Origin of the sequence: Hymenobacter sp. 15J16-1T3B (assembly GCF_020711235.1) — a bacterium.
In the GTDB taxonomy this organism is placed as follows: Bacteria; Bacteroidota; Bacteroidia; order Cytophagales; family Hymenobacteraceae; genus Solirubrum.
Window position 1 is genome coordinate 1 of record NZ_JAJFAV010000002.1, and the last position, 16,999, is coordinate 16,999.

Below are 16,999 nucleotides of genomic sequence, written 5' to 3' on the forward strand. Positions count from 1 at the left end.
GGCTCAGGCGCACTCCTCGCGCGTGAGCTGCTCGTTGCAGCTGATGCCCGCCTGCGCCCCCTCCGCCGCCGCCACCAGCGCCTGCTGCGCCGCGGGGGTGGTGTCGCCCGCCGCGTACACGCCAACGACGGACGTTTGAACGCGCTTGTCGACCCAGACGGCGCCACTGCGTTGGAGCCGTCTGCAACCGAGTTGGTCGGCAAGGTCGCTGCGCTGCTTTTGGGTGGGGTGGATGAACAGGGCGTAGCGTGAAAGCTTGCTGCCGTCCGCAAATTCTATGCAGCGCAGCTGCTTGTTCTGACGACCAACTAGCTGTTGGATGGGCTGTTCGTGAATGCTGATGCCGTGGCGTTTGAGACGGTGACGGGCGTGGTCAGACATTTTGGTCCAGCCATCGGTGCAAACGGCTACGTCTTTGGACCAGCGGCTAATGAGTAGGGCGAAGCCGGCCACGGACTTATCATTGCCATATACGGCTACGGGCTGGTCGCATACCTCGTAGCCGTGGCAGTAGGGGCAATGCAGTACGCCGCGGCCCCAGAGCTCGTGCATGCCTTCGATAGTGGGAAGGATGTCCATTACGCCGGTGGCTAAAATGATTTTGCGCGTGGTGAGCTGACGGCCCGAATCGAGGGTGAGGTGGAAAGTGCCGGTTTCATCGTCTTTTCGGGCTTCGGAGACGCAGTTCTGGCGCTGCTCGACAGTTGGGTAGGCATCGAGCTGTTCGTGGCTTATGCGCAGCAATTCCTGGGGCTTGATGCCGTCGCGCGAGAGGAAGTTGTGGACGGCGGGCGAGGGAAAGTTGCGCGTGCGGCCTCCGTCGCAGAGCAGGACGCGGCGCCGGCAGCGACCCAGTGTGAGGGCGGCGCTTAGACCAGCGGCGCCGGCGCCGACGATGACTACTTCGTAATCGGTGGCGGGAACGTGGCGAGGACGTTTGAAGGGGCGGCGTTTGGAGAGAGGCATCGGTAAATGAGCAATGGCAGCTGAGAAATACCGAGGCTGACGACTTAGGGTTATGGTTAAGTCGGGAATGAAGTTGAAGTAGTGGGAGAATTTCTGGTATTTGGGCCAGCATATCTTCTGATTGTTCCCACATTGCCTATGCGACACCTTTTACTTCTGCTGACGGCCTGCGGCCTCAGCACCGGGGCTATGGCCCAGCTGACCGGTACCAAGACCATTGACCCAGCTGGCACCGGCTCCAACAATTACGCAACGTTTACGGCCGCCGTGCAGGCCCTCAATGCCGGCGGTGTAGGGACGGGAGGCGTGACCTTCCAAGTGAAGGCCGGCGCAACGTTTACCGAAGCGGTACCGGCTATTACGGTTTCCGGCAGCAGCGCTAATCCCATTCGTTTCACCAAGAGTGGTGCCGGGGCAAACCCGGTGCTGCAAACCGTGGGCACGGGCGCTACCGACGCCGTGCTGACGTTGGACGGCGCGGATTACGTGCGGCTCGACAGCCTGGCGTTGCGGGAAAACCCGGCCAACACGACCGCGGCGCAGATGACCGAGTACGGCCTGTGGCTGAAGGGCGGAGCTACTAACAATACCGTGCAAGGGTGCAGCATCGAGCTGAGCCGCAACAACGCCAATAAATCCTACGGCGTGCACGTGCTGGACGGGGGCAACAACAGCAACCGGTTCTACAACGACGCGGTGAGCAACTGCACCAGCGCCTATTACTTCGCGGGGACGACGGCTACTTACGATACTGATAATGAAATCGGGACGCTAACGGGCGGGCGAAGCCAGGTTTCGCAGATCGGGGTGCCGGCTTCGGGCGGCCCGCCGGTCACGACCATTGTGTACGCGGTGTACCTGAAGTCGCAGACGCGGGTGAAGGTGTTTGGGCTGGAGCTGACGGACGTGCAGGGCCCAGGCAGCGTGTACGGGCTGTACTCGACGGGCACCAACAACTCGGCGGACCTGACCGACAACGTGCTGCGCAATGTGCAGAGCAACGCCACGGGCACGGGCATCGTGGAAGCCATTTACATCGACGGGGGCACCACCTCGAACATCTTCCGCAACCGGCTCGACGGCGTGCGGGCGGGCGGCTCGACGGCGTTTGCCGTGGGCATCGACGTGACGGGCGGCACTACCAACAACGTGGTGAATAACTTCGTGCTGAACGTGGCGGCCCCGGCCAGCACGGCGGGCACGGCCGTGCGGGCGCTGAGCTTGCGCGGCGGCACCACCAACAACGTATTCCACAACACGGTGCTGGTGGAGTACGCCGCCACGGTGGCCAGCAACAAGAGCGGCGCCTTCTTTATGTCGGGAGCCAGCACGCCGGGCTACGTGGTCAACAACATCTTCGTGAACCGCGTGACAGGCCTGACGCCGGGCGCGGGCGGCATCGGCGCGGCGTTTTTTAAGGCGACGAATACCCTGACGACCTTATCGGCGGGCTCGGGCAACAACCTGTACTACGCCGGCACGCCTTCGGCCGAGCACCCGATTTTTTACGGGGCCAGCACCACGGCGCCGGCGCTGGCTACCACGCTGACGGATTTCAAGCAGCTGGCTGCCCCGGCCGAGCAGGCTTCGGTGACGGAAAATCCGCCCTTCGTGAGCAGCACCGACCTGCACATCAGCACGACCACGCCCACGCAGGTGGAAAGCGGCGGGCAGAGTTTGGTGGGCGGCACCGGCGTGTCGACTGACATCGACGGGGACGCCCGCAACGTGACCACGCCCGACCTGGGCGCCGACGAGGGCACTTTCCAGCGGGTGGACCTGGCCGGTCCGGCCATTGTGCTGACGGCGCTGGGCAACACCAGCAGCCTGACGAGCCGCACGCTGAGCGGGGTGGCCATTACCGACGCCAGCGGGGTGAACGTGGCCGCCGGCTCCAAGCCGCGGCTGTACTACAAAAAGACCACCGACGCCAACGTCTTTACGGCCGCCAACGACGCCACCGGTAACGGCTGGAAGTGGACCGAAGCCAGCAACGCCGCCTCGCCCTTTTCCTTCACGCTCGACGTGGCCAAGCTGCGCAGCGCCCCAGTGGCCGGCGACTCGGTGCAGTATTTCGTGGTGGCGCAGGACCTGGCCGCAACGCCCAACGTGGCGGCCAGCCCGGGCGTAGGCTTCGTGGGTACTTCGGTGGCGGCTATCAGCAGCGCGCCGACGCGGCCCTACGTGTACCGGGTGCTGGGCTTTATCAGCGGGGTGAAGACGGTGGGCACCTCGGCCGCAGCCGACTACCCGACTTTGACCGCCGCCGTGGCCGACCTGAACCGCTCGGAGCTCAACGGGGCCCTAACCCTGCGCCTGATCGACGCCAATTACGCCAACGAGGTGTTTCCGATTACCATTAACGCCAACCCCGGCACCCGGCCCACCCCGACGACTTCGCCGCGGGCGGTGCTGATTCAGCCCGCGACGGGCACGGGCAGCGTGGTGATGCGCGGCACGGCTACCACGCCGCTGCTCATCGTCAACGCCAGCTACGTAGGCATCGACGGGGGAACGGCGCAAAACCGGCGCCTGCGGCTGCGCAACGACGGCACGGGCTCGGCCAGCGGCGTCATCTTCGCCTCGGGGCGCAACGTGGCCATCAGCAACGCCGAGTTGATTGCGGGCAGCAGCACGACGGGCTACGGCGTGGCTTTTGATGGCGTGACGGCGGGCCGACTGGCCAACTGCCTGGTGCAGCGCGCCAACGTGGGCGTGCAGCTGCAAAACAACTGCGACTCGGTGCAAGTGTTCGGCAACACCATCGGCGCCACGGTGGCGGCCGATAAAATCGGGACGACGGGCGTGGTGGTGCTCAGCAGCCAGCACTTCGACGTGCGCGGCAACACGGTGGCAGGCGTGACGCGGGCGGCCAGCCCGGCCGTAACGGGCGTACAAGTGAGCGGCACCTCGCGCGAAGGTCTTGTGCGCGGCAACCTCATCAGCGACATCACCCACACCGGCACCACTACGGCTACGTCCTACGGCGCGGTGGGCATCCGATTGGCCTCGACGGACGCGGCCTCGGCCATTCGCGTCGACAACAACATGGTGCGCGACGTGCTCAGCTACGGCGACGACGGCTTCACCTATGCCCCGCACGGCATTCTGGCCAGCGGCGGCGGGGGGTACGCCATTGTGTACAACACGGTAGCCCTGAGCGGCGCCATGGGCGGCGGCGCGACGCCGCAGTCGGCAGCTCTGCTGCTGAACACCGGCGTAACGGGCGTGGCCGCGGTCAACAACATCCTGGTGAACAACATCACCAGCACTCCGGCCGGCGGCCGCTCCTACGCGCTGCTGGTGGCCGGCACGGCGGCTAGCACGCTGCTGACGAGCAACAGCAACGATTACTACGTGACGGGCACGCAGGCGGCCCTGGGCAGCGTGAACGGCGTGGATGCCACGACCGTCACCGGCCTGCGCGCCGCTACCGGTCAAGATGCGCGCAGCGTGTCCGCGGGGGTCGGCTTTGTATCGGCTACTGACCTGCACCTGAACCAGCTGAACTGCGGCATTGCCGGCGTGGGTACCGCGCTGCCCAACGTGCCGACGGACATCGACGGGGACGTGCGCAGCACCACGGTGCCCGTCATCGGAGCCGACGAGGCTAACATCTGCGTGACGGCAGTGGCCCAGGCCAAAGCCAGCTGGCAGACCAGCGTGTACCCCAACCCCTCCAGCGGCTTGCTGACGGTGGCCGTGAAGGGTGCCCAAGGCCCGCTGACGCTGGAAGTGCTGGATGCGCTGGGGCGCCCGGTGCGGCAGCAGGCGCTGCCCGCCGGAGCTGACGTCAACCAGACGGTGGACCTGCGCGGGCAGGCGGCGGGCGTGTACCTGCTGCGCCTCAGCAACGGGCGGGAAAGCAGCAGCCAGCGCGTGGTGCTGCGGTAGTCGCCTCACCCCCGGCCCCCTCTCCGAAAAAGGCGCATCAAGCATTCTTCGGGAGAAACCAGGCATCAGCCGAAAATACGTTTAGATGTAAAAAGCGCGGCGCCCCGCAAGGGACGCCGCGCTTTTGGCTTTTGCGGGCTGCGTCGGTTAGTGCACCGGGCCGCGGCCGCTTTGCTCCACCAGCTCTTTGATCTGCTGGTTGAAGGTGGATTCTTGTTTGAGGTCTTCGAGCGGAATGTGGAAGCGGTACTTCCAGAAGTGCTCGGGGTTGGCGGGTACGTTGATCTGCTCGTCCAGCGGGTTCTGGCGGCGCAGGGCCGGGTCGAGGGCCACCAGGTCCTGCAGGGGGAAGATGGCCCACATGGCGGGCGAGTAGAGGTGCTGCACCGTCATTTCGCGGGCCACCCAGGGCTCGGCGAAGAAGGGCGCAGCCTCGCCGCGGTGGCCCAGCAGCTGCTCGAAGAAGCGCTGGGTGCGCGCGGGGTCCTCCTCCCACCAGCCGCGAATGGTGCTCATGTCGTGGCAGGAGGGTGACACCACCGAGAGGTAGGCCGCGTCGTTGGGGTGGGAGAATTCGATACCGGTGGCGCCGGGCATGCGCTGGATGTTCAGGCCGAGCATGCCGAGCTGACGCATCACGCCGGGCACCGAGGCGGGCACCATGCCCAGATCCTCGCCGCAGATGAGCATGTCGGTGGCGTAGCGCACGGCGGGCAGCTTCACCAGACCTTGCTCGCGCCAGAAGTTTTCGTGGCGGCGGAAGAAGAAGTCGATGTACAGCTCCTGCATCCGGTGGCGCGTCTGGTCGTCCAGTTCGCGGAAGCTGCGCGACTTGTCGACGGTGATGCGCGGGTGCCAGAACTCCCCGTTCGAGCCCTCGGCTTCCACGAACAGCACCTCGGTGAGCAGGCGGTAGAGGCCGGTGCGCTGGCGCAGCAGGCGCTGCTCCTCGTCGCCGGTGGCAAACTCCAGCTTGGCGGCAAACAGGGCCTCCACCTTGCGCTGGGTGTTCACGAATTCCTTTAGGCGGAACGCGCCGTGGCCGGCGTCGTCGAGAAATTCCTCGCGCACGACGTTGGCATCGGCCCCGAACAGCTCCTCCAGGATGTGCCAGCGCACGTAGGGCTGCGTCAGGCGCTGCCAGTCCCACCAGCCCAAGCGGGCGCGGATTTCGTCGCGGTGCAGGGGCAGGGCGGGGGAGAAGTGGCCGAGCAGACCCTCGACGGCGTGGTTGGGAATTTCCCAGATGCGGAAGAAGCCCAGGATGTGGTCGATGCGCAGCGCGTCGAAGTAACGGCTGAGGTGGCCCATGCGCTGCTGCCACCACTGGTAGCCGTCTTCGGCCATTTTCTCCCAGTTGTAGGTCGGGAAGCGCCAGTTCTGGCCCGTCACCGAGAAGTCGTCCGGCGGGGCGCCGGCCTGCTGGTCGAGGTGGTAGAGCTCGGGCTGGGTCCAGGCCTCAACGGAGTGGCGGTAGATGCCGATGGGCAGGTCGCCCTTGAGCACTACACCGCGCCGGCGGGCGTATTCCACGGCCTCGCGCAGCTGCTTGTCGAGGTGGTATTGGATGAAGAGGTGCAGGCCGAACTCGTCGAACTCGGTGTGCTTGGGGTCGAGCAGCGGCTCCAGCCACGCGCCGGGCTGCTGAAACTCCTGGGGCCACTGGCGGAAGTCGACGGTGCGGAACCGGTCGCGCAGGCCGCTGAACACGGCGTAGGGCGCCAGCCAGGCCTTTTGCTCCTGGTAGAACTGCTGGTACTCCTTGTCGGCCAGGAAGGCTTTTTTCTCCTGCTTGTAGAGGGCGCGCAGAAACTTCCACTTGGCCTCCGTCATGGGCTGGTAGTCCACGAAGTCGCGCGTGTTCAGCAACTCGCGGGTTTCCTCCAGCTCCCGCTGCAGCTCGGCGTCTTTGAGCCGCGCAATGCGGTCGAGGTTGACGTACTGCGGGTGCAGGGCAAACACCGAAATGGCCGCGTAGGGATAAGAATCGACCCAGGTGTGGGTGGCGGTGGTGTCGTTGATGGGGAGCACCTGCACCAACTGCAGCCCGGTTTCGACGGCCCAATCCACCAGCAGCTTCAGGTCAGGGAATTCGCCCACGCCCAGGCCCTGCTTGCTGCGCAGGGCAAACACCGGCAGGGCCACGCCGGCACCGCGCCAGGGGCCTTCGGGGTGGCGGTACAGCTCGTCGTGGCGCCAGCGCAGGGTATCGCGGCCCTCGAAGGGCGGCAGCACGCGGTCGGGGCCGGTTTCCAGATCGATGCACTGCTGCTTGGCCGGGTCGTAGAGGCCGTATTTGTAAATAACGGGCTTGTCGGCGTCGGCCAGCACCACGTCGGCCGTCCAGAGCGGGAACGTGGCGTCGGAGAGCAGCAGGGGCTTTTTGTTGTCCCAGGCGCCCAGGGCCGCGTCGGAGCCGAGCACGCACAGGCACTGGCCCGGCGCGATGCGCGGGGCGCTCAGCGAAAAGCGCGTGGTGGCGTCGCCGGCGCGGGCACGCAGCTTTTTGGGCTGGTGGCAGGCCGAGTCGGCGGGGCGCCGGAAGATGGCCTGGGTGAAGGCATTGGTTTGCAGTTCGTACTCGGGCAGCTCGGGCTGGTGCCAGAACTCGTCGAGCACCACCGTCGCGTAGGTTTCGCCGGCCAGGCTGACGGTGCGGTCGGGCCCGCCTTCCCAGGTCACGGTGCCGGTGCTGTCGTCTACCAGCACGTACTTATAGCGCAGCTCCGCTGCCTCGGCGGGCAGCTCCGTTTCGCCTTCCCAGGTATTGGTGCCGGGATGATAAGTGAGACGCAGGGCTTGGTCGGGGTGCCAGTCGCCCAGGGCAGGGCCGGAACCGCGCACTTCTAGGCGCTGGCCCCAGGTCGTAAAATAGGGAATGCGGAAACGGAGGCGCATAAAAAAACGAAGCAAGAAATCGGTGGGCAAAAGTCGGATATTTAGCCGATTCTACCGCAGTTTCTGAACGGAAGCTTTGCCGCGGCGAGTAAGTGTTTACTCTACGCCGCGCCGCAGGGTTGGAAAGCGGCCTGGGACGGCGCAAGGCCAAACAGGCCGCGCGCTGCCGCGGGTAACGCGCGGCTGTCAACGACCCGCTCGCGGGCGGCCAGCCAGCCGCCGCGCCGGGTGGGCCAAACCGTCGAGCCCGGGCCCACAAAAAGAGGGCCGATGTAACATTCTGCCGCCGATGTTCGTCCGAAAGGGCTCAGTGGCCGTCGGCTCGTGGGCCGGCGGTGCCTAGCCACGCTCTCACCATTGGCAAACTCTACCTCGTCTACGCCGCCGTCGGCGCCGGCTCCCCAGCCCGCGCCGCGCCACCGACTGCCCGGCCCCCTGCGGTGGCTGCTCTGGGGCTTGCTGGGCCTCGTGGGCCTGATCATCCTCGTGGCCGTCGGCCTTTACTTCGCCCTGCAGGTGCCTTCCGTACAGGACTGGGCCGCGCAGAAAGCCGCCGGCTACCTGCAAGGCAAAATCGGCACCGAAGTACGCATCAATAAGTTTCGGACCGACTGGCGCCACGGCGTGGCCCTGGAGGGCGTGTATTTGGAAGACCAGAAGGGCGACACGCTGCTGGCCGTGGGCAAGCTGGCGGTGGGCGTGGACCTCTGGGCCCTGACCAAGTCGCAGATCAACGTGAGCAACGTGGAGCTGCTCGACGGGACCGTGCACATTGCGCGCACGCTGCCCGACTCGACGTACAACTTCGACTACATCCTGGCTGCCTTCGCCACCGGCGACACCACCACGACTACGGCGGCAGACTCCACCGGCGGCTTTAAGTACGACATCGGCGACGCCCACCTGGCGCGGGTGTACCTGACCTACAACGACGAGGTGGACGGCATGAACGTGCGCGGCCGCGTGGGCGACTTGGCCGTGCGCATGAAGGAAGTGGACGTGGACCACAGCATCTACCGCGTGGAAACGGCCAGCCTCAAGAACACGGGCCTCAGCGTGGTGCAAACCAAAGTGCCGCCCGATACGCCCGCCGAGCCGCTGACGCTGACCTTCGGGCTGGACCGCGCCTCGCTCGACAACGTGGCCTTCAACTACCAGAACGACCCCTCGAAGCAGTACATTAAGACCCGCATCGGGCAGGCGCTGGTGACGGCCGACAACATCGACCTGATTCGGCAGCGCATCGGGCTCAACAGCCTGGTGCTGCGCAACTCGGAAATCAGCTATGCCCAGAACTCCTCGGTGCCGGTGGAGCAGCGCGTGGTGAACCCGGCCGAAACCGTGCAGAAAGTTGATTCGGCGGTGGCCCAGACCACCGGCGCGCCGACTTCGTGGCGGGTGGCGCTGAAGAATTCCGACATCAGCGGGGTGCGCTTTGCCTTCGACAACCTGGACGAGGCCAAGCAGCGCACCCGCCTGCCGGCCATGGACTACAACCACCTGCTGTTCGACTCCCTGGCCCTGCGCACCCGCAACCTGGTGTACACCGAAAACCGCACCACCGGCCGCATCGACCTCTTGCGCGGCCGGGAGCAGAGCGGCTTCCGCGTCGACAAGGCCCAGGCCGACGTGGTGTACGACTCGGTGCAGATCCGCCTCGACAACCTCGACCTGGTTACGCCCCACACCCGCATCCGCCGCACCCTGGCCATCGGGTTTGATTCCTTGGGCGCGCTGGCCGACACCCGGACGCTGGGCCGCACGCGCATCGAGGCCAACCTGCAGAACACCCGTCTGGGCTTCCGCGACATTCTGTACCTGGCGCCCGACTTGATTACCGAAAAGCCCTTCACCAGCGGCCCAAATCAGTCGGTGCTGCTGAGCGGGCAGGTAAACGGCCGCCTCGACAACCTGGCCCTGAACAACGTGGAAATCGTGGGCCTGCGCGGCACGGTGGTGAAGGCCTCGGGCCGCATTCAAGGCCTGCCCAACACTGACCGGCGCCTCTACACCGACCTGAACATCCGGCAGCTGACCACCACTAAGCGCGACCTGCTCGACATTCTGCCCGCGGGCACCATTCCGCAGGACGTCATCGAGCTGCCGGAGCGGGCCACGCTCAGCGGCACCGTGAAGGGGCGGCCGACGGCCAACGACTTGGCTATCAACCTAAACGCCAACACCTCGTTTGGCGGAGCTACCATTGCGGCCACCCTGCGGCCGGGCCCGGCGGGCAAGGAGCCCATTGACGCCCGCTTCAACCTGCGCGGCTTCAATCTGGGCCGCTTGCTGAAGCAGCCCGACATCGGGGCGGTGACGGGCTCGGGCACCTACAAGGGCGTGGGCTTCGACCCCGAGACCATGCGCGGGCAGCTCACGGCCAACCTGCAGCAGGCCCGCTACGGCAACTACACCTACCAGAACATCAACGCCAACGTGGGCATCACCGGGCAGCGCTACGACATCACGGCGCGCAGCGCGGGCGACCAGAACGCGGCCTTCAACATCAAGGGCTTCGTGGATTTGAGCAACCCCAACGCCCCGCAGTACTCCTTCGGCGGCTCGGTGCAGAGCCTGAACCTGACGGCCCTGGGCTTCTACTCCGGCGGCAACCTCAGCCTCAAGGGCGACCTGGACGCCAACCTGCGCGGCGCGGACCTGAACTCGCTCAACGGGACGGTGAAGGGCACCGGCGTGGTCATCAACCTCAACGGGCAAGCCATTCCGCTCGACTCGCTTAACGCCCGCATCCTGCAAGAAACCGGGCGGGTGGAGGTCGATTTTGCCTCCAGCATCCTGCAGGCCACGCTGCGCGGCAACACCCGCCTCGGCGACATTGGCACCGAACTGCAGCAGCACATCGACCGGTACTTCGATTTGCCGGGCGTGCAGTACCGGGCTTCCGGCGTGGCGCGGCAGTTTACCTTCGAGGTGAACGTGCCGCGCACCGGCGCCCGGCTGCTGCCGCGCTTCGTGACGGGCCTCACGCGCATTTCGCCCTTCCGGCTGACGGGCGCCTACGACAGCCGCGCCGCCAACCTGACGGTGCGCACCGACGTTGCCCGCATGCGCTACTCCGGCACCACCTTCGACTCGCTGAAGCTGCGCGTGGGCTCCGATCCGCAGAAGCTGGACTACAGCCTCGGCCTCGACCAGGTGTACCAGGACACCACGCTCAAAATTCCGAATCCCTCGCTCACGGGCAGCATTGCCAACAACCAGATCGGCACGCGCCTGCGCATTGCCGAGTCGGACTCGGTGCAGCGGCTGAGCCTGGGCGGCACCCTGCAGGTGCTGAATAACGCCCAGACCTACCAGTTCAGCTTCGCGCCCGACATCGTGCTCGACAACAAGCAGTGGACGGCCGCCCCCGGCGGGGTGGTGCGCTACACCTTGTCGAGCGGCAACATCGACGCCCAGAACGTGCGCATCTCGCGCAGCCAGGGCGCGGCCGACCGGTTTCTGGCCCTGCAGACCTTGCCGGGCGCGCGCAACCCCTTGCAGGTACAGCTCGGCAACCTCGACCTGAACGGTCTGGGCCGGGCCGCCGGCCTGCAAGACTCCTTGGTGGGCGGCACGCTCAACGGGCAGGCCGTGGCCTACAACCTGGGCCGCACCGGCCAGGCTTTCACGGCTGATCTGACGCTGGGCGGCTTTGCCTACAACAAATACGTGCTCGGCGACTTGCGCGCCCAGGTGCAAAACACCACCGCCGACCGCTACGACCTGAACGCCCAGCTGACCAAGGACGACGGCACCGACGTGCGCCTGACCGGCTACTACGCTACCAGCGGCGCCATCGACGTGGTGGCCAACATCGCGCAGTTCAACCTGAAAGCCATCGAGCCCTTCTCCGCCGGGCAGATCCGGGAGTCGACGGGCGCGCTGACCGGGCGCTTCACCGTGACGGGCACCACCGCCGCCCCGCAGCTGCGCGGCGCCGCCCGCTTCCGCGACGGGGGCTTTACGCTCTCCCAGCTCGGGGCCCCGTTCCGCCTCTCGGACCAGGAGCTGACCCTGACCGACCGCGGCCTGCACTTCGACCAGTTTGCCATCATCGACTCCTTGGGCAGCCGCGCCATCGTGGATGGCTACATCGTGCCGGCGCGGCAGCTGGCGCAGGTGGGCCAGTACCGCCTGCAGCTCACCGCCACCACCGACCACTTCCTGGCCGTGCAGAGCACCCGCCGCGACAACCCGCTGTACTACGGCAAGCTGTTCGTGGACTCCGAAACGCAGGTGCGCGGCAACCTGCAGCGGCCCAACGTGCGCACCCGTGCCACCGTGGCCGAGGGCTCGAACCTGACCATCGTGGTGCCCACCGACGAGGCCGTGGCCGTGGAGCGCGAGGGCATCGTGGTGTTCGTCGACAAGGACGCGCCCAAGCCCAACACCGACTCCCTGCTGGCCCTGACGGCCGACGACATCGACAGCGCCGCCGTGGCCACCGGCTACGACGTGCGCGCCAACGTCACCGTGACCGATAAAACGCCCTTCAAAATCGTTATCGACGAGGCGGCCGGCGACAACCTGCAGGTGCGGGCCGCCGGCACCCTGAACGCGGTGCTCGACGAGCGCGGCGCCCAGACGCTGACCGGCCGGCTGGACGTGACGTCCGGGCAGTACGAGCTGAGCCTCTACGACCTGGCCGAGCGCAAATTCGACATTGCTCCGGGCTCTTACTTGGTGTGGAGCGGCGACCCGTACAACGCCCAGCTCAACGTGTCGGCCATTTACCGGGTGCGCGCCGTGGCCGCCGACCTCATTGCCAACCAGCTCGACGCGGGCTCGGAGCTGAGCAATTTGGCCCGCAACCGCTTGCCCTTCGAGGTGTACTTGAACGTGACCGACCAGCTGCTCAAGCCCACCATCGGCTTCGACATCCGGGTGCCGGAGGGCACCACCAGCCCGGTGGCCGAGCCGGTGCGCGCCAAGCTGGAGCAGCTGCGCCAGCCCAGCAACGTGAACGAGCTGAACAAGCAAGTATTCGCCCTGCTGGCCCTGAACCGCTTTATCGCCGAAAATCCTTTCCAGAGCACCGCCGGCCCCGGCTCCTTCGTGGGCAACCAGCTGCGCGGCTCGGCCAGCCAGGTGCTCACCGACCAGCTCAACAACCTCACCGGCGAGTACCTCGCGGGCCTGGGCCTGGAGCTGGGCGTGGACTCCTACACCGCCGTGACGGGCACCGGCGCCCAGCAAAACCGCACCGACCTGAACGTGGCCGTGCGCCGGCAGCTGCTCAACGACCGGCTCTCGGTGCGCCTGGGTACCGACGTGCCCCTGGCCGGCGGCAGCGGCGGCGGTTCGCAGGCCACGCAGGGCGCGGGCTCGGCCAGCCAGTTTGCCGGCGACGTGAGCATTGAGTACAACCTGCTGCCCGACGGCCGCCTGCGCCTGCGCGCGTTCCGCAACAACGCCTACGAGGACATCGACGGCCAATTCATCCGCACCGGCGCCTCCATCATCTTCCAGCGCGACTACAACAACCTGCAGGAGCTGTTCCAGAAAGTAGCACCCGAGGTAAAGGAGTCGGTGAAAGCCGACCGCAAAGCCCGCAAGGCCGAGAAAGCCGCCGCGCAGGATACGCTTAAGAACAACGCACTGAACTAAGACCGCAGATGGCAGTGATGACTAAACTGATGACGCTGATGCGGACAACCTCCAAGGGCAGGAGGGTAGGAGGGCGCGAGGAAGTGAGTTGGCAAGGGAAGAAGGCTGACAAGTCGTCCTTCCAGCTCCTCAGCCCCTATAAACTCCTAAACGCTTACCCCCATACCCTCTTACCCTGCATCCTCCTGCTGGCCGGCTGCAGCGGCACGCGCTTCGTGCCCGAAAACGACAAGCTGTACACCGGCTCGGCGGTGAAAGTGACCTCGCCCTACAAGGTTCCGAACGAAACGGCGCTGACCACGGAGCTGGAATCGGTGATTACGCCCAAGCCCAACGCCTCCATTCTCGGGCTGCGGCCCAAGCTCTACTTCTGGCACATGGGCGAGGGCAAAACCAAGGGCCTGGGCAAATGGATAGCCGACAAATACGGCGAGGCCCCGGTGCTGCTCAGCCAGGTCGACACCCAGAAGGTGAAAAACCTGATGCTCAACCGCCTCTACAACAACGGCTTCTTTGCCGGGCCGGTGGTGCAAAGCAAGGTGACGGCCAAGGGCCGGGCGGCCACCGTCGACTACACGGCCAAGGTGCAAAAGGCCTACACCATCAAGGAAATCCACTTTCCGGACCGCGACACGCTCATCGACAACGACATCCGCAAGGCCCAGGCCGGCTCGCTGCTCAAAGTCGGCGACCCGTACAACCTCAACGTCCTCATTGCCGAGCGCACCCGCATCGACAACGCGCTGAAGCAGACGGGCTACTACTACTTTGCCCCCGATTACCTGCTCTACGAAGTCGACAGCACCGAGCACAACACCGTGGACGTGTACCTGCGCGTGAAGGGCAGCATTCCCAAGCGCGCCGCCAAGCCCTACGTGCTCAACCGCGTGACCCTGAACACGCGCTTCGGCCTGACCGACACCACCGAGTCCATCAAGCCCATCCTCTACCAGAAGTACCGCTACGTCCCCGACGAGAAGGTGTTCAAAGCCAGGGCCATTACCCGCGCCACCTTTCTCTACCCCGACTCCCTTTACCGCCGCCGGCGCCAAGACCAGACGCTGAGCCGCCTGATGAGCCTGGGCACGTTCAAGTTCGTCGACATTCAGTTTCGGCCGGCCCGGCAGAAGCCCGACTCGGCTGGTTACGGCTTCCTGAACGCGCAGGTGCGCATGACCCAGCTCAAGCGAAAGTCGTGGCGCAGCGAGTTGCAGTGGGTCACCAAAACCAACGGCTTCTCCGGACCAGGCTTCACGGTGCAGTTTCGCAACCGCTCGGCCCTGCGCGGGGCCGAGCAGCTGCTGGTGAACCTGAACGGGGCCTTTGAGACGCGGCAGGTGGGCCGGGGGCAAACCGACGCCGCCAGCGGCACCGCGCTGGGCGTCACCTCGTACGAGCTAGGCATCAACGCGCAGCTGCTGGTCCCGCGCTTCATCGCGCCCTTCGACATCAAGCTGCGCGAGTCGGACTTTCAGCCGCGCACCACCTTCGGGGCGGGCTACCGCTACGTAGGGCGACGCGGGCTGTTTCAGGAGGATTTCTTCAACCTGAACTACGGCTACAGCTGGAAAACCAAGATTACCAACGAGCACACCTTCAAGCCCATCGACCTGCAGTTCGTGCGCCTGGGCAGCCGCACCGATGCCTTTGACCGCCTGCTGGACGACAAGCCTTTCCTGCGGACCTCCTTCCTGCAGCAGTTCATCCCGGCTACGTCGTACCTCTACACTTACAACACGCAGATGTACGAGCAGCGGCGCAACCAAGTGTACTTTACGGGCGGCATCGAGTTGGCCGGCAATCTGGCCAGCCTATTCGGCCAAAGCGGCGGCACGGGGAAGCCGGATGAAATCTTCGGGCAGGCTTTTTCGCAGTACACCAAAGTAGACCTGGAGTTTCGCAACTACTTCCGGGTGAGCCAGGACCCGCGCAGCGGCAACAAGATTGCCACCCGCGTGCTGGTGGGCCTGGGCATGCCCTACGGCAATTCGTCCATCATGCCCTACCTGAAACAGTACGGCTCGGGCGGCCCCAACAGCGTGCGGGCTTTTGCCGCCCGCGAGCTGGGCCCCGGCACCTACAAGCCAGTCGACCAAACCCAGACGGCCGCCAATTTCTACGACCAGGTGGGCGACTTGCGCTTCGAGGCCAACGCGGAATACCGCCAGGATTTGATTCCCTACGTGAAGGGCGCCCTCTTCATCGATGCCGGCAACGTGTGGCTGGTGAAGGAAGACCCCGACCGGCCGGGCAGTAAGTTCGAGGCCAAATCCTTTCTGCAGCAACTGGGCGTGGGGGCCGGCGCCGGCCTGCGCATCGATGTGCAGTTCCTCGTCATCCGCCTCGACGCGGCCTACCCCCTGCGCGCCCCCTACGGCACCCCGCTCAGTCAGTCGCCCCGCCTGAACCTGGCCATCGGTTACCCCTTCTAAATCCGCGCGGCCCGCCCGCGAAGCTTGAGCACCCGAGCCTGCTTTTCGCGCGCCGCGCCCCGGCCGGTGGGCTTAGTGGTAGTTTTCCGGGCGGTCCTGCTGCAGGCCGGGCACGAAGTAGTGTGCCACGGCTTTGGCTAAGTAGGGCGGAAATCCGCCGCGGGTGTTGGTGAGCACCACCACGCTGAGCGGCGCTTGGTTCGGGTCGGCGAAGCGCACGATGTCGGCCAGGGCCGGGCCGCCGCTGTGGCCCACCAGTTGATGCCCTTGGTAGGTTTCGTGCACCATGCCCAGGCCGAAGTGCGTGGGCTGCTGGTTGCGCAGCCGGGCGGGCGCCCACAGCAGCGCTTCGTATTCGGGCTTGAGCAGGGTGTGCCGGTCCAGCCCGACCAGCCAGTTGGCCAAATCCTGCACCGAGGCGTAGATGCCACCGGCCGCCGCAAACCAATCCGGGAAGCGCATGTCGCTGAGGCGGTAGGCGCCGGCCGCCGCGTCCCAGCTGTACACCTCGCTGGCCTGCGGCAGCACGCGGGCCGTGCGAATCAGGCCGCCGTCCTGGGCGTGGTTGAAGCCGGTGTTGGTCATGCGCAGCGGCTCCAGCACCCAGTGGCGCAGGGCCTCGGCAAATGGCTGCCCAGTCACGCGCTCCACAATGGCCTGCAGCAGGGCGTAATCGGTGCTGACGTAGAAATCCTTGGTGCCGGGGGCGTATTCCAGGGGCCGCGCCGCAGCGGTGCGCAGGGCGTGGCGGGTGTCGCGGGTAGTTTCCAGCGGCACCAGCCCGATGCCCGATTGGTGAGCCGCCAGCTCGCGCACCGTGATGCTCTGCCAAGCCGCCGGCACCGAGTCGAGGTAGGTGCCGATGGGCGCGTCGAGCCGAAGCCGTCCGGCTTGCGCCAGCACCGCCAGCAGGGTGCCCGTCATGGGCTTGGTGGCCGAGGCCAGCTGAAAAGCCGTGTGCGGGGTGGCCGGGGCCTGCCAGGTAAGGCTGCCCGAGCCGTAGGCCTGCAGCTTGAGCACCTGCCCGCCCCGCACCACGGCCACCGCCGCCCCGGGGATGTGGTGCCGCCGCATGGCGCGCTGCATAAAGGCATCGACGGAATCGGGCCGGGCGGCGTTGGCCGCCGCGGGCAGGGCGCCCAGCAGCACGAGGAACAGCAGGCGGCGAAGCAAAACGAGAGAATTCAGCATGGCGCAGA

General features: G+C 66.1%; 6 protein-coding genes. 3 read left to right on the top strand and 3 right to left on the bottom strand.

Annotated elements, in window-relative coordinates; genetic code table 11:
• Positions 1 to 3 precede the first annotated feature (3 nt).
• On the bottom strand, positions 4 to 966 hold the full coding sequence (locus tag LJ737_RS03320) for an NAD(P)/FAD-dependent oxidoreductase (protein ID WP_227762960.1): 963 nt from the start codon (positions 964 to 966) through the stop codon (positions 4 to 6).
• A gap of 138 nt (positions 967 to 1,104) precedes the next feature.
• Between LJ737_RS03320 and LJ737_RS03325 the strand changes: the two genes are divergently transcribed.
• On the top strand, positions 1,105 to 4,860 hold the full coding sequence (locus tag LJ737_RS03325) for a T9SS type A sorting domain-containing protein (RefSeq protein ID WP_227762962.1): 3,756 nt from the start codon (positions 1,105 to 1,107) through the stop codon (positions 4,858 to 4,860).
• Positions 4,861 to 5,007: 147 nt separating this feature from the next.
• Here the strand turns inward: LJ737_RS03325 and LJ737_RS03330 are convergent, their stop codons facing one another.
• On the bottom strand, positions 5,008 to 7,758 hold the full coding sequence (locus LJ737_RS03330; protein WP_227762964.1) for a 4-alpha-glucanotransferase: 2,751 nt from the start codon (positions 7,756 to 7,758) through the stop codon (positions 5,008 to 5,010).
• A 357-nt stretch (positions 7,759 to 8,115) separates the two neighbouring features.
• On the opposite strand from LJ737_RS03330, the gene LJ737_RS03335 reads away from it, so the two are divergent.
• Both LJ737_RS03335 and tamL read left to right on the top strand, forming a co-directional pair.
• Complete coding sequence (locus LJ737_RS03335; protein WP_227762965.1) at positions 8,116 to 13,368, top strand: translocation/assembly module TamB domain-containing protein; 5,253 nt, start codon at positions 8,116 to 8,118, stop codon at positions 13,366 to 13,368.
• Between the two features lie 38 nt (positions 13,369 to 13,406).
• Complete coding sequence (gene tamL, locus LJ737_RS03340) at positions 13,407 to 15,800, top strand: translocation and assembly module lipoprotein TamL (protein ID WP_227762968.1); 2,394 nt, start codon at positions 13,407 to 13,409, stop codon at positions 15,798 to 15,800.
• A gap of 72 nt (positions 15,801 to 15,872) precedes the next feature.
• On the opposite strand, the gene LJ737_RS03345 is transcribed toward tamL, so the two are convergent.
• Entirely contained in the window at positions 15,873 to 16,991 is a 1,119-nt protein-coding gene (locus LJ737_RS03345) for a serine hydrolase domain-containing protein (protein WP_227762969.1), read from the bottom strand.
• Positions 16,992 to 16,999 lie beyond the last annotated feature (8 nt).